We start from the raw sequence: 18,864 nt of genomic DNA on the forward strand, positions 1-18,864 counted from the left end.
TCATGACGACCGCCCAGCGCGCCGCGTCACCGCTGCTCCCGGACCTGCCCGTCCGCAGGCCAGACGAACCGGGGCAGTTCGCCTTCGCGGACCCGCTTCGCCGGGTTGCTCGCGCCGTCGGTCGGCACCGTCAACCACGTACTGGAAGGGTTCGGCCTGCAAGGGCCGGGCTGGTTGCAGTCGCCGACGCTCGCGATCGTGTCCGTGTCCGTGGCGACCGCCTGGTACGAGTTCAGGTTCGCCTTCTACGGGCGGGGCCGCAGCGCGGATCAGTTCATCCCCGGCTGGCCCTATTCCCTTGTCGCCGCGCTGGAGACGGGACGCACGTCGTGGACGGCCGTGCTGGACGCGATCCGGCTGGGGCCGTCCGACGATGCCACCACGGTGACCGCCACCCAGCTGCGCGAGGTGGTCACCCGGCTGGTGCACGCCGGGCAGTGGCGGCCGGGCGACGCGGACATCCTCGTCGTCATGGACACCGGCTACGACGTCACCCGCCTCGCCTACGTCCTGGCAGACCTGCCCGTCGAGCTGGTCGGTCGGCTGCGCTCGGACCGGGTCATGCTCCGGAATGCCGGACCGCGGCACCGCCACCCCAAACCGGTGTGGCTGTGGTCCTCGCGCACTGGCATGACCGGCCAGGACGTCGATGTCCGCTGGCAGGCGTTCCTCCGCAGGTTCGATCTTGAACATGCCTTCCGGCTGTTCAAGCAGCCCCTGGGCTGGACTGTCCCCACGGTCTGCGATCCGCACAGGGCCGACCTGTGGACGTGGCTGATCATCGCCGCCCGCACCCAACTCCGCCTCGCCCGGCCCCTCGCCGAGGACCTCCGCCGCTCCTGGGAGCGGCCCTCCGAGCCGCGCCGGCTCACCCCTGCCCGGGTCCGCCGGGGGTTCCGCCACCTCCGCGTGAAGACCGCCCGTCCCGCCGACGTGCCCAGGCCCTCCATGCCCGGCCCCGGACGCCCAACCCGGCTCGAAGAACCGCAGACCAGCCCCACGTCACGAGTCTGGGAAGACCGTGAAACGAATCGAAACCCTCACCGAACACGTCCGCCTAACAGCAGCGAGGGTCAATGATCAAGGTGAGAAGCCGTTGTTGTATCGATCAGCGGGCTTGCCTGAACGAACAGAGTTCCTCCTGTTTCCACCCCTGTCCGGCCACGCTCGCGGCCTGCCGTAGCCTCTCTGCATGCAGGTCATGGAGTGGGGCGGAGGTCAGCTGACGGTAGTGCGTCCCCCGTCGGGCGGGTTCCCGCGGCACAGCCATGACGAGTACGTGATCAGCGTCAACCTCTGCGGCTTGGAGCGGGTCCGGCTGGATCGCACCTCGTTCGACGTGGGCCTGGACGAGTTCACCGTCTACAACCCCGGCCAAATCCAGTCGTGCACCACCCAGGTCCCTCCCGAGACGTCCTTCGCGGCCGTGAGCTGGTACGTCCCGCCAACGGTGGTGGAATCGCTGACCGGCGATGCCACAGTCGACTTCCAACGGCCCGTCGTCCGTTCTCCGCACCTACGCGCCGAGTTTCTCGCTGCCGCCAGGGCATTCCGCAAGCTAGCACCGGAGGGACACCCTTCGCCCGCCGAATCCGCTGCTCTCGTTCAGGAGCGACTGGTGCTCGTGCTGTCGCGGCTGCTCGACCTGGCCGCAGGACGGCGCGTGCGTGCTCCAGAGCCCACTGACGCCCGGATCGCCGCGGTGTTTGACCGGCTGCGCGCCGACCTGTCCGGCGCACCCCGGCTGGCCGAGCTGGCCGACGAGGCAGGCATGTCCCGGGAGCATCTGATCCGGACGTTCACCCGCGCCACCGGCGCCCCGCCCTACGCCTGGCACCTGTCGGCCCGGCTGGCCGAGGCGCGGCGTCGGCTGCGTAGGGGCGAGCCCGTCGCCGACGTCGCGCACAGGCTCGGTTTCGCCGACCAGGCGCATTTCCACCGCCACTTCTCCGCGGCCTACGCCATCACGCCGGGCCGGTACCGTCGGCTGTCCCAGATCAACATCTGACAAGACCAGACGGCCCGACCCCACGCACAGTGGCTGCCATGTTCGAGATCTTCATGGTGGCTATGTGGTTGGGGCTGGTGTTCAACGCGGCACCAGGCGCGGTGTTCAGCGAGTCCCTGAGACGCGGGATACGGGGCGGGTTCCGCCCGGCCTTCGCGGTCCAGGTCGGCTCGCTTGTGGGCGACGCAGTGTGGGCGGTGCTCGGCCTGGCAGGCGTGGGGGCGCTGTTCGCGGTGCCCGCCTTGCGCGTGCCACTCACGGTGACCGGGTGCTTGCTGCTGGCCTGGTTGGGAGCAGCGGGCCTACGCGACGCACTCGCGCGGAAGGTGTCCGATCCGACTGCGGAGCCGTGCGACAAACAGGATCGCAAGGCCATGGCTGTGGGAGCGGGCATGTCGCTGGCGAACCCATGGAACGTCGTCTACTGGTCGGGGGCGGCCGGTGGGGTGGGCGCCGTCCTGGGCTCGGGCGACACGACCGAGCTGGGCATCTTCTTTGCGGGGTTCATGGCCTCCTCAATGCTGTGGTGCCTGGTTTCGGCGGGGCTCATTGTGGTGCTGCGCAGGGCGCTGCCGTCAGTGGCCGTACGTTTGCTCGAAGCCTGCTGCGGTGTCTCGCTCCTGGTCTTCGCGATTCTCCAAGTGTTCCGGCTCATATGACGAGCGGGGCGCCGGAGATTTGTCGGACCGTGCGGCTACGATCCGCTCCGGTCTGCCCAGCGTGAGAAGCCGCCGATCAACGGGCTGGGTTCGGAAGCCGTTGTCGTGCCGAGCATCGGGACTGCGGAACGAACAGGGTTGCTGATCGGGTGATCTTGGAGTGGCCGCTCCATGAGGTCAGGGCCTCCTTCAAGCAACTCGGGTCTACCCCACTGTCCGAGTATCAGGAGGCCCAGGTGTCGCATGCCCGGTCATGTGATTGCCTCGCGTGCAGGTTCGGCAACGCGGCCGATCAGCCGGATCGGGTACGAAGGTATCCGTCGGACATGCAGATGCGCGGTGGGCGGCCATCCGGCCGTTGCTGTCGGTGCCGGGGCTGGGTGCGCGGCCGGGGAGGACAGCCGGAGGCGTACAACCGGGCGATACTCACTGCCATCCGCTACCGGGTGAACAACGGCATCAAGTGGCGTGCGATGCCCGCTTGTCGTGGTCGACGCTCTCGGCCTGTTGCGTCCCAGCACGACGAAACCCGCTACCGCCGCGCCCGAACCGGCGTGACCACCTCGCGGCGCGACCAGGGGCATCCCTCCGACCGAGCCCTCGGCACCCGCCGCGCCCGCGCCGCAGCCCTGCTCATGCTCACCCTGCCCGGCGGCGCCTGCGTCTACCAGGTGAGGAACTCGGCCTGTACGAGGTCGAAGACCTGCCCGAAGAAGTGGTCGGCCCAGCGCACACGGCTGATTACGATCTGGTCGAGGACGAGACCGAAGATCCGGTCGTGGGCATCGAGCACACCTTCAGGCGGACGAACAGGCCCCGGCGTATGCGCTGGTCGCGGCGGTTGCGGATGGTCGTGGCCGAGCACGTGGAATCCGCGCTCGCCTCGTGGGAGCAGCCGACCGGAGGGCCTGTAGCAGCACAAGTCTCCCCAGTGATCAACGCGACGGACCCCAGGCCGTCGACCCGGGGTCCGTCGCTCAGCAAGCCCGGCAGGATCAGCGAGCCGCCTCCGCGTCCGGCTTGTCGACCGGAGCGGAGCGCAGGCCGGCCGGCGGGTCGCTGTAGTCGGTGTTGAACGGCGGCGCCTCGTTGGTCCACTTCATCGTGAACGTCGTGTAGTTCAGCAGGTCGCCCTTCTTTCTGCCGTCGCCGCTGCGGGTGGCCACCGTGTCTTCGCCGAGCGGCATGCCCGTCGACTTGTCGAAGATCAGTCGGCGTTCGATGCCGGGCGTGTACTCGGCGGTGAGAGCGACGGCGTAGCCGGTGCGGCCGGCGTGGTCCTTGACATCGCCGAGGGAGCGCACGCCGGGCTCGGCCGCGAGGAGGCGGTAGGCGGCGGCGCGCAGGGCCGGGGTGGACGGCAGGGTCGTGGCGAGCTGGACGGCGTCCTCGACGACGATCCGGTCGAGAATCCGCTTGGGACCGTTGTAGTGCTTGTCGACCAGTTCGAACAGGCGCTTGCGGAGGGCCTTGGCATCGGTGGGCAGCGCGGGGAGGAGGCGCAGGGGAACCTCCCCCATCGGCACGCTGTCCGCGCTCCCGCCTGGCGCGTCATGGTCGAATTCGCCCTTGCCGGCGTAGGTGTAGATCTCGTCGGCGTCGTTCCCCAGGTCCCACGACCTGGGAGAACCGTCCGCCTTCCACGCCGCTTCATCGGCTTTCGTGGACGGGCGGGCCCCTGTGTCCAGCGACTGCGACCAGTACTTGTTGCCGACGGTGGCCGTCCACCACCGCTGCTCGCCGCGGACGTCGATGCTGTAGTTCTTGCCGGGCACCTTGTAGCGGTCTGCGAACTCCTTCTCCACGTACCAGTACTTGCCGGAGCCGGCCGGTTGCTGCTCGACGCGAGAGGCGGCAGCGAGAAGGATTCGGCTGCCCGAGCCCAACGTCGCGGAAGGCACGGATCTCGGCTGTTCCGGCGCTGTGTCGGTGATCACCACAGCCGCCACCGCCGTCGCCGTGGCCAGGGCGACACCGGACAGGAGGGGGTAGGGCACCCTCTGCGTGCGGGTGGCGGCGCGAGCCCTGCGCGTCGCGCGCGGAAGGCTCATGAACGTTGCGAGCTCCTCCTGCCGGACCTGCGGGGGCGTGGGGAGGTCGGGGTCGAGGTGGGCGGGGCGGGCGGCGGCCAGGCGCTGCAGGACGTCGTTCTTCACCGGGCTTCCCTTCCTACGGTGATCCGGGCTCGGGTGGACACGCGCCGCGCGGTTGCGGCCTCCTGCATGAGCGGGGAGGCCGACGCGGCCTGGTTGAGGCGCACACGCGCCCGGTGCAGGCGGACCCGCAGGGTGATGGGCGAGCAGCCGACCACGCGGGCCGCCTCCGCCGGGGTCAGTCCCTGCCACGCGGAGAGGATGAGCAGTTCGCGATCGTCCTCCGGCAGCGTGGCCAGCGCCTTGAGCAGCGCGCTGCGCTCGGACACGTCCTCGGCGACGTCCGCCTCGGCGTGGTCCGTACAGGCGCGCAGCTCGGCGGCGAGCGTCGCGCGCCTGGCCTCCGCCCGGACGCTGTCCCGCAGGATGTTGCGGGCGACCCCGAGCAGCCATGGCAGCGGCTGCTCCGGTACGTCGTCGAGCCTGCGCCAGGCCACGGTGAACGTGTCGCTCACCACCTCGTCGGCGACCTGTCGTCCCGCGCGGCTGACCACGTAGGCCCACACGCGTTGCCGACAGCCGTCGTAGATTGCGGTGAAACGATCCGCGTCGTCTGGCACACCGCACCTCCTGTCCCTCCCGGTGTGTTCTGTCATCGAGTAGTGGTCCCGGTCAGGCGATCGTTACAGCAGTACGCCGGGAAAGGCGCCCGAGGAACGAGGCATACGTCACACAGCGCGTGCAACGAACTCGAGCAACCCCCAACGCGTCGGACGACGCCTCGGCGTGCTCCTACTGCGGGACATCGAAGAAACCGTGCGGTGCACGGGGCCGCGATTGTGGCGCCGGACATACCCTCTGCCCTACTGAAGAGCGGAACGTGCCCTGCACTTCGGAGACCACCAGTGCCGACGCCCTGAACGCTTGCCCCGGAGCGTTGATCACTCACCAGAACCGGACATAGGTTTCAGTGCGTGACGAACCTTCGAATCGGTGTGATGTACGACCGCGACTGGGCCCCGGAGGGGTTGCCCGGGTTCGCGCGGGATGTCGAGGCGCTTGGAGTGGACGACCTGTGGGTGGTCGAGGACCTCGGATGGAACGGGGGGATCTCGGCCGCTTCCCTGGCGCTGGGAGCGACGGAGCGACTGCGGGTGGGCATCGGGATCATGCCCGCGCCGTTGCGCAGTCCGGCGTTGTTGGCGATGGAGCTGGCGACGCTGACGCGGGTGTTCCCGGGGCGGCTTGTTGCCGGGATCGGGCACGGGGTGCCGGAGTGGATGGCCTCGGTCGGCGTCGCGGCACGCTCGCCGCTCGCCCTGCTGGAGGAGACGATCAGCTCCGTGCGTGCGCTGCTGCGCGGGGAGCGCGTGGAGTTGGAAGGGCGGGAGGTGCGACTGGCCGACATCCGGTTGGTGCATCCGCCTGTCGAGCCGCCCCCCGTGGTCGCGGGCGTGGTGCGGCCCCGCTCGCTGGAGCTGTCCGGGCGAGTTGCGGACGGCACACTGATCGCCGAGGGCCACGGCCCGCATGATGTGGAGAGCGCTCGGGCGTTGGTCGACAAGGGCGGGGCCTCTGCTGACCACGCCCTGACGGTACTTGCCTTCTGCTCTGTAGGCGACGATGCCGAGCAGGTGGCGCGGGCGCTGCGGCCCTGTGTCGAGGGCCACGGAGCCTGGCTCGGCCGCTCGCCGGAGCAGGTATTCACGGTCTCGGGCACGGCTGATGAAGCTGCCGAACGGGTCCGCGAACTGGAAGCGGCCGGAGCGGGCACGGTCGTGTTGCGAATGGTCGGCCATGAACCGGTGCGGCAGCTTGGGACCGTTCTGAAAGCCCTCGGGCGCCGAACTCGGAACTGACTCGGGGCACCGCCCGGCGTAGTACATCCCGAAGGCGGCCAGTCGGCTACCACCCGCACTTCGGTGTGCCAAGTGTCTGGCCGGATCGTAGCCCGGCCGTGCTCATCAGGTGAGTGCACAGCAGCGCGTTCCGGCCGCGATAGTTGCCTGTGCGGGCAGGCAACACGCCTCTGACCAGGGACACATCGTGCCGGGCTGCTCGGCCTCCCGCTCGCCAGTCGAAGTGGATCTTAAAGAAGGAGCAGCACTTTGACTCCGCTGTGACGTCTGTTGTGTGAAGACGTTGTCGGAGACCTCGGAGACGGAATGAGGCACAAGAGGATGCGCTCGCATCCGCCACCCACCAGGGTCATGGCACTCACTGCGGTTGGTGCTTCCACCATCGTGATGGGGGGCATGGTGACCATCACGCAGCCGGACCAGGGGATCACGGGGGCGACGGAGGGGACCGTCACGGTTGGAGGGCATTCCTCGGAACAGCCGGAACAGGCCGTAGCCACTGCGGCCCGGGTGCACGTTGTCACAACCGGCGAGCGCATCGACACGCAGGACTGCACGATGTGGCTGACCACCGCCGGCGAAGTCCTCATATCCCCTGCAGCGCCGCGCAGAGGGAGTGGGGCATCGACGATCAAGCTGCGCAGCGACAGTGTTCCGGCCGGGGCGATCAAAGCGGTCACGCTCGGCGATAGCCCTGCCCGGATGCTCATCGGCCTCTATCACGGCCCCGGTCAGCTCGGGCGGGTCACCGTGCGGTCAGGCGGCACCGCGATGGACGCGCGGATCATGACTCTTGCCGGAACACCCGGATGGGCGGCGTTCTACACGGAGCGGTTGCCGGCCGCCACCAGCCCGGCCGGAATGCCCGTGAAGGCAGCGGGTCACGCGGCGGTCGACGTCGTCGGCTACGCGGTTGACGGCACCGTCCTCGGCAGATGGCATCACCCTCGACGGCGCGGTGGCGACGCGGAACCCACCACAGACAACCTCGCAGGATCCTGATTGAAGATACGTAACGACCAGAACGAAGAGAACTTCCGCGCCTTCATGGTGAGCAGGTGGCCGCGCCTGCTGCGGACCGCGTATCTGCTGACCGGCAATCACCACGATGCCGAGGAGCTGGCCCAGACCGCGCTGGCCAGGTCCTACGTCAAGTGGGACCGGGTGCAGCGCAGCGACGACGTGGACGCCTACGTCTGGCAGATCATGATTCACGTCAACGTGGACCGGCTGCGTCGGCGCAAGGTGCGCGAGTGGGTCAGCGGATTCATTCCCGACACCCCGGTGCCCGACAGAACCGGAGAGATACACGAGCGCTCGCTTCTACTGGAAGCACTCGCGCGGCTGCCCCACCGCCAGCGGGCCGCCGTCACGCTGTGCTACTTCGCCGACATGACCCATGCTCAGGCCGCCGCGGTGCTCGGCATCCGGGCGAGCACCGTGCGCAGTCAGGTGACCCGGGCGCTCGCCCGACTGCGGCAGGACGACGTACTGGCCGTGCTGAAGGACACGGCTGCGGAGTTCGGCGGCGGAGTCACCCAACGAGAACTCGGACGCAGGCCGGCGCAGGCAGCAGCCGCCGGGGAGAAAGGCGCCATCCGATGAGAGTCCATCAGGATCTGTCCACCGCACTGCGCGAGACGGCAGCTCTCCTGCCCGCCGGTCCTCCTCCTGTGGCCACCGTCGTGCGGCGGGGACGGCGGATTCGTCGGCGGCGCCGCGTCACGAGGGCACTGGTGTGCTTCGTACTCGCGCCAGGTGCCCTGGTGTTCGGCGTGCGGTTCCTGCCCGTGTCGGACGGCGGTTCGCCGGTGCTCGGCCAGCGGACCGTGGAGCCCGCGGCGCCCGTGCCGTCTTCCCCGGGCCGTCGCGGGGTGGTGCGTGTAGTGACGCCGGGCGAGGAGATCCCGGTGGGGCGGATCGGCAAGGTGACGCTGAGCGCGGACGGCAGGCTCAACGTGGTGTACGACGGAGACGGAGGCACGTCGCAGCGCTGGTCCCTCGACCACCGCGACGTGGACGAGGGTGTCGGCGCTCAGAAGGTGGGGCGCCCCGGCGAATGGATACTCGCGGGGGTCTGTCACGGTGACGACATCGCCAAGGTGGCCGTCAGCTTCGGCCCCTCAGGTCAGGGGGAAACGCAGTACGCGCAGGTTCTCACCCTGTCCGGCAGGTCCGGCTGGGCGGCGTTCTTCCTCGACGAGCCCGTTTCGTCGAGCTGGCCTGGGCGGGTCACGTGCTTCGGCGCCGATGGTCGCGCGGTGGCCGCCTCGGTTGCCCTGGCCGACACGACCAGCCGCTGAGCGTCTGTGAGGCCGAGCGCCATGACGGAACCGATGATGCCTACCCCACAACAACATCAGAACCGGAACCGGCGACGCACCCGAGCCGTCCAGGCCGCATCACGCGCACGCCGACCCGGCCGCGCACGCCGGAGATCGCCGTCGCGGCTGGTTCGACAAGGGCGGCGCCGACGCCGCTGGCGGCTGCTCCGCCGCCTGCTGGTGCTGCTCCTGACCCTGGCCATGGGACTCACCTGCGCTCTGTTCGGCGCCTACTGGGTGGTGGACATTCCCGAGCCGCATCCGGATGCGGTGTCGCAGAGCACGGTGTTCGTGGACGTGCACGGTCTCTACATAGGCCGCCGGGGGCCGGTCGACCGGCAGCAGGTTCAGCTGTCCCGTATCCCTTCACACCTGCAGGAAGCGGTGATCGCCGCCGAGAACCGTTCCTTTTGGCAGGACTCCGGCGTCTCCCCGAGTTCGATCGCCCGCGCCGCGCTCGCAACCTGCTGCGGAGGCGAGCCCCAAGGTGGGTCGACGATCACTCAGCAGTACGTCAAGAACGCGCTGCTGAGCCCTGAACGGTCGATGTCCCGCAAGGTGAGGGAGGCGCTGATCTCGCTGAAGCTGAGCCGTACCCGTTCCAAGGAGGATATCCTCGAGGGCTATCTGAACACGGTGTACTTCGGGCGGGCAGCCGCCGGCGTGCAGGCGGCCGCGCGTGTCTACTTCGGGGTGAACGTCGGCGACCTGACACTGAGCCAGAGTGCCGCGCTGGCGGCGATCGTCAACATTCCGTCCTACTACGAGCGTGCCGGAGCCGATCCCCAGATCACGAAGAAACTGGTGAAGCGCTGGACGTGGGTCCTCGACGCCATGGCCGCAGACGGCTCGGTCAGTCCGGCCGAGCGTGCCCGCGCGCGCTTCCCGGTCTTCATCCGCTTTCCACCAGGCCGCACCGAAGGGCAGCGGCAGTACCTGATGGATGTGGCGGCTGCCGAGGCTGCCAAGAGACTCGGCATCGACCAGGACGAGCTCGCTCGCAGTGGATACACCGTCCACACGACCTTTGATCTGAGCCTTCAGGACACCGCCGTCGAGGCTGTCCGCACCCAAGGCGTCGGGGACTTCGACACTGCCGACCGGAAGGAGCCGACGGGCGAAGGGCAGAGCGCTGCCGGCCAGCCCCGGACACATGCGGCCATCGCCGGGGTCGTGCCCGGAGACGGTGCCATACGTGTGCTGTGCGGCGGCTTCGACTACGCCCGTCAACCGTTCAACGATGCCCTCAACGGCGCCGTCGAGGCCGGTTCGGCACTGCGCCCGTTCCACGGCCTCCGACTGCGGGGCCCATTGCGCGACCTCGCCGGTGAGGCGACGCCCACACCACTCCGGGTGGCCGCCGCCTACGCGGCACTGGCCGCCCAGGGCCGCCATGCCGCCCCCTACTCCGTCACGAAGATCACCCGCGGGAGTCAGGTGCTCTACACAGAGCAACCGAGCGCCCAGCGAGCGATGAGTGCGGCCGACGCCACACGGGCCGTGAATGTGCTGCCTGCGCGGACATCCGGCGGCGCACCGAAGGAGTCCACCGGCTCCGCCGGAACGCGTACGACGTGGCACATCGATTACGGTCCCCGCCTCGCCCTCACCGTGGCCCTGTTCGCCGACGTGCCCGCAGTCGGCGACAAGCCCGCCAGGCCCGTATCGCTGAAAGGGCTCACCGGTCACCGAACCGCCGCCGCGGCGGCTGGCTCGATCGCCACCAGCGTCTGGGCTGCGGCAGACAGCACGCATAGCCAGTCGGGTGGCCAGCACTGACAGCAGTAGGTCTCGACGACGGCCGAACGGTGACCCTCTGACGGCGATAGACATGGATCGATGGCGCCGTCATGGCGATTGTGGACCCGGTGAGGCGGGGGCTGGGGCGTCGACCGCGAGGATCTGACAGCTGCGATCCACACGATTGGGTTGTCAATGGCCACGAGTTCACCCCCGATGCAGGGAGCTTTGCATTTCCGCCGTCATTGAGATCGCTTCATCTTGAACTCGCAGGTCGGGCCCCAGGTGCCAGGGATTGCGCAAGTTTCTGGGGGTGCGTAGGTAACCGGGTAGAGCGGACATGGGCTTCGTGATCATTGTGGTGTCGAAGCCAAATGATCATGAGGTTGCCCGTGTTCGCTGCTCCATCCTCTCCCATCCCTGCCGTGCTGGCGAAGCTGGGGCCGCTCGGGCCCGACGACGTAGCCGATCTGCGTCCCTTCCTGCAGACGGTGCCCGATCCGCGTTCCCGGCGGGGCCGTTGGTACTCGCTGACGTCGGTCCTGCTGGTCTGCGCGGCCGCGGCGGTCTCGGGCGCCCGGAGCATCGATGAGCTCGCCGAATGGGGAGCGCGTGCGGATAGCGGAGTGCTGCACGCGCTGGGCGTGCGCCGACACCTCCTGCGGTGGCGACAAGCTCCGTCCCGGTCGGCGATCGGCCGGGACCTGGAACGGCTTGACGGCGATGCCCTGGACACGGCGGTCGGGGCCTGGCTGACCAGGCGTCATGGCGAGGCAGGCCAAGCGGCCGGACTTCCGGCCGGGCGGACCGGACGACGCGCGATCGCAGTCGACGGCAAGGCCCTGCGCGGCTCGGCCAGACTTGAACAGCCCCGCCGCCACCTGCTCTCCGCGCTCACCCACGGCTGCCCCGTGACGCTGGCCCAGACCGAAATCGGACGCAAGACCAACGAGACAACACACTTCCGGCCCCTGCTGGCACCGCTCGACCTGAGCGGAGACGTGATCACCTTCAACGCCCTGCACTCGGTGCAGGCCAACGTCGCCTGGCTCGTCAACACCAAACAGGCGCATTACGTCGCCGTCATCAAGACCAACCAGCCCACCGCCTGGGCCCAGTTGGACCGCCTGGACTGGACGGCCGTCCCTGTCCAGCACACCTCATCCAACGTCGGCCACGGCCGCCGCGAGTCCCGCTCGATCAAGGCGTCGCCATCAACGACAATCTCGGCGGCATCGCCTTCCCGTACGCGAGACTCGCCCTGCGCGTCCACCGCCGCCGCAAGCAGACCGGACGCAAAGAGACACGCGAAACCGTCTACGCGGTCACCAGCCTCGACGCTCACCAGACCACTCCGGCCGAACTGGCCTCCTACCTGCGCGGACGCTGGGCCATCGAAAACTCCAGCCACCACATCAGAGACGTCACCTTCGCCGAGGACGCCTCCACCGTTCACGCCGGCACCGCACCCCGCGCGATGGCCGCCCTCCGCAACCTCGCGATCGGCACCCTCAAGGCCGCAGGAGCAACCAACATCGCCAAGACCACCCGCAGCATCCGGGACAACCCCGAACGAGCCCTCCCATTCCTGGGTATCACCAACAACCCGAACCCTTCCGGAACTTGATCACGCTCTGGCTATCCGCACTTCGCCGAGGATTTGGTGCGGCTGACCGGGGCGGGCGCAGAGTCCGGCGCATGGAGGCACCCTGCGAAGCCGCCGGCCCGCTCCCCCTCCCCCCAGTTCGCCGTTGGGGAGCAGGCCGGCCGCGGTTGAGGCGGCTACCAGGTGTAGCCGTGGTAAGCGAACTCGGCGGCGTACGCCTCCTCGACGGCCTTACGCGCCGCATGCCCGGGCGCGGCGGGGCGGGCGGTTCACGGGCGGCGTCGCCGTGACGAGGATGATCCTCGGCTTCTGCACCGCGGTGGGGGCGCCGTACGTCATGCGGGTGTCGGCGGCGTGGTCTGCGTCGATGCGGCGTACTCGTCGGCTGCCCTAACGTCCTCGGGGGCGGCCCAGCCGTCGTAGCGGGTGCCCAGGGCTGTGGTGAGGGTTCGGGGGACGAGGCGGCCGTGCAGAACGTCAGCAACGAACTGGGGGACCTCCCGTGCCTCGCCGTGGTCCCAGCCGGCGTGAAAGAGGCCGTGCCAGAACGGGCTCGGGTCGCAGACCTCCGAGCAGGCCACGACGCTGAACCGGCTCACGAGCGGGTGCAGACGGTTCCACGGCCCGTCTGGCCCGGCGGGGCGATACAGGCGGGCGGCGGGAACCTGAGAGAGCCAGCGCGCGGCACGGTGCGTGAACCAGACCACGCCGACGTCGTCGTCCTTGTAGCGGCGGGTGCGCTCGAGGACGTCGTCGACGGCCGCGGAGGACAGCTGTGCCTCCAGCGCGGTCAGCCCGCCCCCGGGAGCGGTGACGAGGACGTCGGCCCGCCAGCCGCCGTGGTCGGCGATCGCCTCCAGCTGGGCCTGGTGACCGGCCTGACGTACGGCGGCGGCCAGAGCTCGCTTCAGGCTCCGGTGCTCCTCCGTCTCGTCGGCGGCCGCGCAGTTGGTGCTGCGGCGGTCGTGCGCGAAGAACCGCCCGCCGTGGCCAGAGACTTTCGCGTGCATCGGCAGCCCGCAGTCGGTGCAGGTCAGCCCCGGGCGCGGCCGCACCCGGTACACCGCCTCCCATGCCATGCCGGCACCGAGACCTTCGAGGGTCACATCCAGCGTCCCGTGCCCGTGCAGGCGGGCGGTCAGTGGCATCAACACCCTCCCCTCGCTGATCGGCCGACAACAATCCTCAGCCTGCCCGCCCGACAGCCGCGAAGTCGACCCGTCCGCACGTGGGTTGCGGGGCGGGCCCGGCGCCCGTCGGCGCGTTCCCACGCGACCAGGAGACCGGCAGACGGCGAAGCACTCGGCGAGAAATCACGAGCGGTCCGGGCGACGGCCCTGGCGGCGGGCGCCGTACGAGAGCCGATCCACGTCTCGGCGACGCCACCGCCCGCCCCGGTGCGGCCGGACCGCGGCCACCACAACGACGCTCCCGCAGCAGCGACCTCCTCGTCGATGCCTACCTGGGTCGGCGGCCGAGCAGCTGCATGACGGCCTCCCGGCAGGCCCGGGGCGCACGAGGAAGGCCGGCCGTCTACCGCCCCGGCAGTGGGGCCTGGAGGCGCCCTTGCGGGCGCTGGTGCGAGACAACCCGCACTACGCGCTGGGCATCAGCCCACCCGTGCCCTTACCGGCCACCGCGCAGGCCTACGATCAAGCCCGCCATGCCCTGGCCGTCGCCTGCCACACGCCCGAACGGGTCGCCGACTACCACGGCCGGCCACCACTGGCCGGACTGCTCCCCCGTCGACAAGCCCTCGCCTGGGCCCATGCCTTCCTGGAGCCGATCAGGGAGGCCCCCCGGCTCACCCTCGACATCACCAGCCTTGCCCTGAACTTCCCCCGCTCCGGCGTCGCGCGGCTGCTCGACATCAGCCGCAACACCGTCACCGCCCATCTGACGCGTGTCCAAGACGCCCTCGGCCTCAACCTGCAGGACCCCCGCAGCCGCGCCGAACTCTCCCTGGCCCTGGCGATCACCGACCTCCCGCCACCCGACAACAACGCCGTAGCCGAGCATCTGCCGACCCCTTCGGTGGACAGTCTGCTGTCCACCGAAGCGGCCATCACCTGGGCCCACGCCTTCCTCCAACCCCTGCAGCCCGGCACGGACCGCACCGTGCACCAGACCCTGCGAGCCTGGATCGAAGCCGGCACCGATGCCCAGCGAACGGCCCAAACCCTCGGCATCAGCCGCACCACCGTTCGCGCCCACCTGCGCACCGCCGAACAACGCCTGAAACGCAGCCTCCAGACCCCAGGCCCCGGCACCCACGAACTCATCCACGCGTTCCGCATCGCCGACCGTGCACCGTGAACAGCCGCCACCCCGCAACTGCGCACCATGCGCATTGCTGCCATCCCCAGCCCTCCCTACAGTCTGCTTCACCCGGCTGCGACTGCGCCTGGGGCGATCTACAGACGACACCAACGAAATGTGCGCTCCGCGGCCTCTCGTCTTCCCCTCTGCCCGGGGGAGAGGCAGCCCGGCTGATCTGCCGCTGGTTACGTTTCAGCAGTGAGCGTTCCGGCATATCGCGCCAGGGCGCGCCGCTTCGGGTCCGCCACCGTATGCCGATTATCAACTGCCGCCGCCTCCACGCGACGTGACACGACAGGACGAGACTTCATGGAGATCAACCGCACCCTCCGCACCAGAGCGACGGCTCTCGCCGTAGGAGTGACCCTGCTGTCCGGCGCCGCCGTGGTCGGCACCGCCGGGCCGGCCGCGGCCGCGAGCGGCTGCAACGCGACCTATACCAGCGCCAAGAGCTTCATCGAGTGGCGCGGGGAGGCACGCATACCCGCCTGGAGCGACGGCAAGTACCTGAGCCTCAACTGCTCGATGCAGGAGGGGTCCTCCGGCGCTGCTGTCAGGGCGCTGCAACTGTCCCTCAACGAGTGCTACAGCGAATCGCTCGTCCTGGACGGAGACTTCGGGCCACGGACGCGCGACGCGCTCAAGCGAGCCCAGGCCAGGGAGCGCATCTCGGTGGACGGCGGCTACGGCCCGCAGACGCGCAACGCGCTCGCGTGGTACTACAAGCCGGTCACCGCCATGGGCTCCGACGAGTGCAGCCGGCTCTGACGAGCCGGCACTCCGAGCGGAGCGACGATCCGCACCGGCGGAGCGGACCGGAACGAGAGTGAGCCTCTTCAGCGCGGCCATGGAACGGGAGTGCCGCGCTGCTGAGCTCGAGGGGCCGCGTCACACGAGGCTCCCGTGCCGTGGGGAGGCGGGGGGAAGCCCGCTCGCTCCTCCGGCACGGGAGCCCCATCGGTTCCCGCTCCCGCCGGGGCCGGGGCGCGGCCGGCCGCTCCCGCGCGCCGGCCACCCGGCAACTCCCCCGCCCCGCCCGGCGCACCGCGCGTCGCGCGCTGCGCAGACGAACCTGAACCGTGGAGGATGTGCATGTCGAAAGACCCGAATATCTTGGCTGCTCAGCAGTGGCTCAACGAGACCTACGCGAACGCGCCCGGGTACGTGCCGTGCACACCAAACGGCAGAACGGGCTGGGAGACGGTCGACTGCCTCACCCAGGCACTCCAGCACGAACTGGGAATCTCCCCGACCGCCAAGATCTTCGGGCCAGGCACCCTTGCGGCGGTGAGGCAGCGCTACCTGTTCCCCGACAAGGAGACCAACCAGAACATCATCCGCATCTACAGCGCCGCCTTGTGGTGCAAGGGCTACTACGGCCCGGCGCATCCCGCCATATGGGACTTGAGGGCCAGGACCTCCCTCGCCGAGCTCTACAACGACATGGGTATCGACTATCGCGAGCCCCTCGACGCGGACCTGTGGGCCCGCGTCACCCGTTCCCTGTTGCGCATGGACCAGTTCCGTACCGTGCCCGGCGGCAACAGCACCACCAAGCTCATCCAGCAGCACCTCAACCGGCGCTACGTCCAGCAGATCCGCATCCCCGCCATGAACCTGGTGCCGACCGACGGCATCTACTCGCGCGATGTGCAGCAGGGGCTGATGCTGGCCGTCCAGTACGAGCTCGGTCTGGACAAGGCCACCATCAACGGCAATTTCGGCGACGGTACGAAGCAGGCCCTGCGGACCAAGGGCACCGGCGACGACCTGCCCTACTACCTGCGGGTGCTGTTCCATGCCGCCTGCTGGTTCAACTCCCCCACCTGGGACAGCAATGGCAGCGCCGTCCACTTCCACCCAGAGAACGTGCTCGGGGACACCCTCTGGTCCGTCATCGAGGACTGGGTGCACACCTTCCAGAGGTTCTCCCAGATCCCGACCGACGCCGAGAACTACAACTTCCAGACCTGGGCCCAGCTGCTCGTCTCCTGCGGTGACACCATGCGCGATGCCTTCGGCTGCGACACCGCCGCGTACACGAGCATGGAACGCGCCCAAGCCCTCCGGGACAGTCGCTACCTGATCATCGGCCGGTACCTGGACGAGCACCTGCCTCCTGACGACCCGTACTACCTCGGCAAGGCGCTCAAGCCCGGCGAGGCGCAGGAGATCATCAACGGCGGTCTCCGGCTGTTCCCGCTGTTCCAGTACAACGGCACCCAGCTGGCCAACTTCACCTACCCGAAGGGGTACGACCAGGGGCTCAAGGCCGACGCCAAGGCCAGGGAGCACGGCCTCCCGCACGGGACCTGCATCTACTTCGCCGTGGACTACGACGCCCAGGACCACGAGATCACCTCGAACGTCGTGGAGTATTTCCACGGCGTGCGCAACGCCCTCGCGAACAGCGGCGCCCGCTACGTCTTCGGCGTGTACGGCACCCGCAATGTCTGCGAGCGTGTCTCCCGCGAGGCCGGTGCCCGCTGGTCGTTCGTCTCGGGCATGTCCTGGGGGTACTCCGGGAACCTCGGCTACCCGATGCCGCACAACTGGTCGTTCAACCAGATCCGCGAGTACGACTTCCAGGCCGGCTACGGCCTCGACGCCAACGTCTGGCGGTGGGAAGGCGACCAAGGGGTGTCCCGCCTCGACTCCGCCGGCCAGAGCGATGGGAGCCTGCGGGGGTACATCGACTTCGTGAAGAGCGTCGAGGGCGTCATCTCCGCCATGGGCTCCGGACCTCCCCGGGGCTCGGTGATCGACGCGACGCTCGCCTTCCTGCGCTCCGCCGAACCGAACTACCGCGAGCGAATATGGGCGGCCGTCCTAGGCGCCATCTGGCAGGAGGTCACGGATGCCTGCGCGGCCGAGGGCATAAAGCCGGAAGACAGGCTCACCTACTACGACCCGCGGGCGAACCACTACATCACCCTCGCGCACTTCGGCGCCGCCGCCGAGGGCCACTACGCCCACCCCGGCAGTGGCACCGACGTGACGATAGGAGAAGGCTGCGGATGGGCAGGGGACATCCTCAACGCCTACACGCAGTGGCGTGAGAACCACCGCTCGATGTCCGGCAAGGACTTCTGTGTCCAGGTCGTCGGATCCGCCACGGTGGAGTCCCGGTTCGGCAGTGACAACCTCATCGCCGACGTCGACGCCTACAACCTCTCCCAGATGCTGTTCGGCACGGACGGCGAGCCCGGTGGCGGGGACGACAGGCTGCTGTCCGACGCCCTGTTCACGTATCACTTCTGGGATGGACCGAACCGGGCAGGGAAGCGGTTCACCCACTTCTACGAGAGCCGGTTCGGCGGCAGCGCCGCTACCTTCCGGGCGGCCGTGCGGAACGTGCTGCTGGATTTCGAGCCCTGGTCCTTCTTCGACTTGGCCAAGTGGAGGTTCCTGCCCGCCGACGAAGACCAGCAACCGGACAGGATCCCCTCGGACCAGCTCGACTCGTTCGTCGAGGGAATGCACGCCGTCATCATCCGACGCATGGAAGGGGAAACAGCGTGAGTCGCGCCTTCACGCGCCGGGGCGTCCTCGCCGCCGGGGCCGCCACCGCCGTGGCAACCTGGATCGGCCAGGCCGGCCCGGCCGCCGCCCAGGTCTCCGCGTCGGGGGCGAGGAACGCCGCATAGACCCGGGACAGATCCGCGAACGGATGGTCCATCAGCCCGGACGCCATCAGGACCCATGCGGTGGAGGGCTCATCGGCCGCCGTGGACCTGCGTGACGGGCCCGTGGCCGCTGTCCTGCTGCACGTCGCGCGCCGGTGGCATTACGAGATCGCGCCCCTCGACACCGGGGAGGGCGGGGGCGTCAGCGGCCACACCACACGCCGGACCGTCGCCGCGGAGTATGAGTCGAACTACCTCTCGGGGACCGCCCTCTGCCTCCATCCCGCCGCCTACCCCCTCGGCGGGTCCGAAGGCCTGTGGCCGCACCACGAGTTGATCGTGCGGGACATCCTCCTGGACTGCGAAGGCACGGTCGTGTGGGGCGGGGACCTATCCCCCGTGAAGCCGTCCCACTTCCATGTCGCCGCGCAGCCGGGGAGCGAAGCCCTGGTGCGTGTCGCCGAGCGGCTCTCTCCGCCACCCGGTACCATGCGGACCCCCGTGGCGGGGGCGGTCGGGGATCCCGCCCACCCCTCTAGGCCGTTTCTGATGGCTCTTGGACGGTGTCGCGGAGCCAGATCACGATCGCGGTGACGGTCAGGGTGCCGTTGAAGATGTAGTCGCGCTTGT

At 69.3% G+C, this 18,864-nt stretch carries 15 protein-coding genes and 2 pseudogenes; 13 read left to right on the plus strand and 4 right to left on the minus strand.

The window, feature by feature from the left end; genetic code table 11:
- Positions 1-246: 246 nt before the first annotated feature.
- The 3 genes and pseudogenes from ABZ192_RS42080 to ABZ192_RS42090 all read left to right on the plus strand — a co-directional run.
- A pseudogene (locus tag ABZ192_RS42080) lies at positions 247-1,048 on the plus strand (transposase); the annotation flags it as partial.
- Positions 1,049-1,192: 144 nt separating this feature from the next.
- Positions 1,193-2,008 (plus strand): AraC family transcriptional regulator, encoded by an 816-nt coding sequence (locus ABZ192_RS42085; protein ID WP_356929740.1) that lies wholly within the window; start codon positions 1,193-1,195, stop codon positions 2,006-2,008.
- Positions 2,009-2,046: 38 nt separating this feature from the next.
- Positions 2,047-2,667, plus strand: coding sequence for a LysE family transporter (locus ABZ192_RS42090; protein WP_356929741.1), 621 nt, complete (start codon positions 2,047-2,049; stop codon positions 2,665-2,667).
- Between the two features lie 739 nt (positions 2,668-3,406).
- Here ABZ192_RS42090 and ABZ192_RS42095 read toward each other — a convergent pair.
- The 3 genes and pseudogenes from ABZ192_RS42095 to ABZ192_RS42105 form a co-directional block, all read right to left on the minus strand.
- Positions 3,407-3,564: pseudogene (locus ABZ192_RS42095) on the minus strand (IS5/IS1182 family transposase); the annotation flags it as partial.
- 98 nt (positions 3,565-3,662) lie between these two features.
- Positions 3,663-4,823, minus strand: a complete 1,161-nt coding sequence (locus ABZ192_RS42100) for a CU044_5270 family protein (RefSeq protein ID WP_356929742.1) — start codon at positions 4,821-4,823, stop codon at positions 3,663-3,665.
- Entirely contained in the window at positions 4,820-5,380 is a 561-nt protein-coding gene (locus ABZ192_RS42105) for a sigma-70 family RNA polymerase sigma factor (protein WP_356929743.1), read from the minus strand. The genes ABZ192_RS42100 and ABZ192_RS42105 overlap by 4 nt, the downstream gene beginning before the upstream one ends.
- 354 nt (positions 5,381-5,734) lie before the next feature.
- Here ABZ192_RS42105 and ABZ192_RS42110 point away from each other — a divergent pair, with 354 nt between their 5' ends.
- The 6 genes from ABZ192_RS42110 (at position 5,735) to ABZ192_RS42135 (ending at position 12,356) form a co-directional block, all read left to right on the plus strand.
- Positions 5,735-6,619 carry an LLM class flavin-dependent oxidoreductase gene (locus ABZ192_RS42110; protein WP_356929744.1) on the plus strand — a complete coding sequence of 295 codons (885 nt, stop codon included), beginning with the start codon at positions 5,735-5,737 and terminating at the stop codon, positions 6,617-6,619.
- A 396-nt stretch (positions 6,620-7,015) separates the two neighbouring features.
- Complete coding sequence (locus ABZ192_RS42115) at positions 7,016-7,621, plus strand: hypothetical protein (protein WP_356929745.1); 606 nt, start codon at positions 7,016-7,018, stop codon at positions 7,619-7,621.
- On the plus strand, positions 7,622-8,224 hold the full coding sequence (locus tag ABZ192_RS42120; RefSeq protein ID WP_356929746.1) for a SigE family RNA polymerase sigma factor: 603 nt from the start codon (positions 7,622-7,624) through the stop codon (positions 8,222-8,224). It abuts the gene before it with no gap.
- Positions 8,221-8,922 carry a hypothetical protein gene (locus ABZ192_RS42125; RefSeq protein ID WP_356929747.1) on the plus strand — a complete coding sequence of 234 codons (702 nt, stop codon included), beginning with the start codon at positions 8,221-8,223 and terminating at the stop codon, positions 8,920-8,922. Before ABZ192_RS42120 ends, ABZ192_RS42125 begins: the two co-directional genes overlap by 4 nt.
- 201 nt (positions 8,923-9,123) lie before the next feature.
- Positions 9,124-10,722 carry a transglycosylase domain-containing protein gene (locus tag ABZ192_RS42130; protein WP_356929748.1) on the plus strand — a complete coding sequence of 533 codons (1,599 nt, stop codon included), beginning with the start codon at positions 9,124-9,126 and terminating at the stop codon, positions 10,720-10,722.
- A gap of 341 nt (positions 10,723-11,063) precedes the next feature.
- On the plus strand, positions 11,064-12,356 hold the full coding sequence (locus ABZ192_RS42135) for an ISAs1 family transposase (RefSeq protein ID WP_356929754.1): 1,293 nt from the start codon (positions 11,064-11,066) through the stop codon (positions 12,354-12,356).
- Positions 12,357-12,624: 268 nt separating this feature from the next.
- Here the strand turns inward: ABZ192_RS42135 and ABZ192_RS42140 are convergent, their stop codons facing one another.
- Complete coding sequence (locus ABZ192_RS42140) at positions 12,625-13,437, minus strand: competence protein CoiA family protein (RefSeq protein WP_356929749.1); 813 nt, start codon at positions 13,435-13,437, stop codon at positions 12,625-12,627.
- Between the two features lie 418 nt (positions 13,438-13,855).
- Here ABZ192_RS42140 and ABZ192_RS42145 point away from each other — a divergent pair, with 418 nt between their 5' ends.
- The 4 genes from ABZ192_RS42145 (at position 13,856) to ABZ192_RS42160 (ending at position 18,255) form a co-directional block, all read left to right on the plus strand.
- Positions 13,856-14,605, plus strand: a complete 750-nt coding sequence (locus tag ABZ192_RS42145) for a helix-turn-helix domain-containing protein (RefSeq protein ID WP_356929750.1) — start codon at positions 13,856-13,858, stop codon at positions 14,603-14,605.
- Positions 14,606-14,917: 312 nt separating this feature from the next.
- Positions 14,918-15,376, plus strand: coding sequence for a peptidoglycan-binding domain-containing protein (locus tag ABZ192_RS42150; RefSeq protein WP_356929751.1), 459 nt, complete (start codon positions 14,918-14,920; stop codon positions 15,374-15,376).
- Positions 15,377-15,721: 345 nt separating this feature from the next.
- Entirely contained in the window at positions 15,722-18,130 is a 2,409-nt protein-coding gene (locus ABZ192_RS42155) for a glycoside hydrolase domain-containing protein (protein WP_356929752.1), read from the plus strand.
- Positions 18,127-18,255 (plus strand): hypothetical protein, encoded by a 129-nt coding sequence (locus tag ABZ192_RS42160; protein WP_356929753.1) that lies wholly within the window; start codon positions 18,127-18,129, stop codon positions 18,253-18,255. The genes ABZ192_RS42155 and ABZ192_RS42160 overlap by 4 nt, the downstream gene beginning before the upstream one ends.
- Positions 18,256-18,864: the final 609 nt, after the last annotated feature.

Origin of the sequence: Streptomyces sp. NPDC006235 (assembly GCF_040613735.1) — a bacterium.
Lineage (GTDB): Bacteria > Actinomycetota > Actinomycetes > Streptomycetales > Streptomycetaceae > Streptomyces.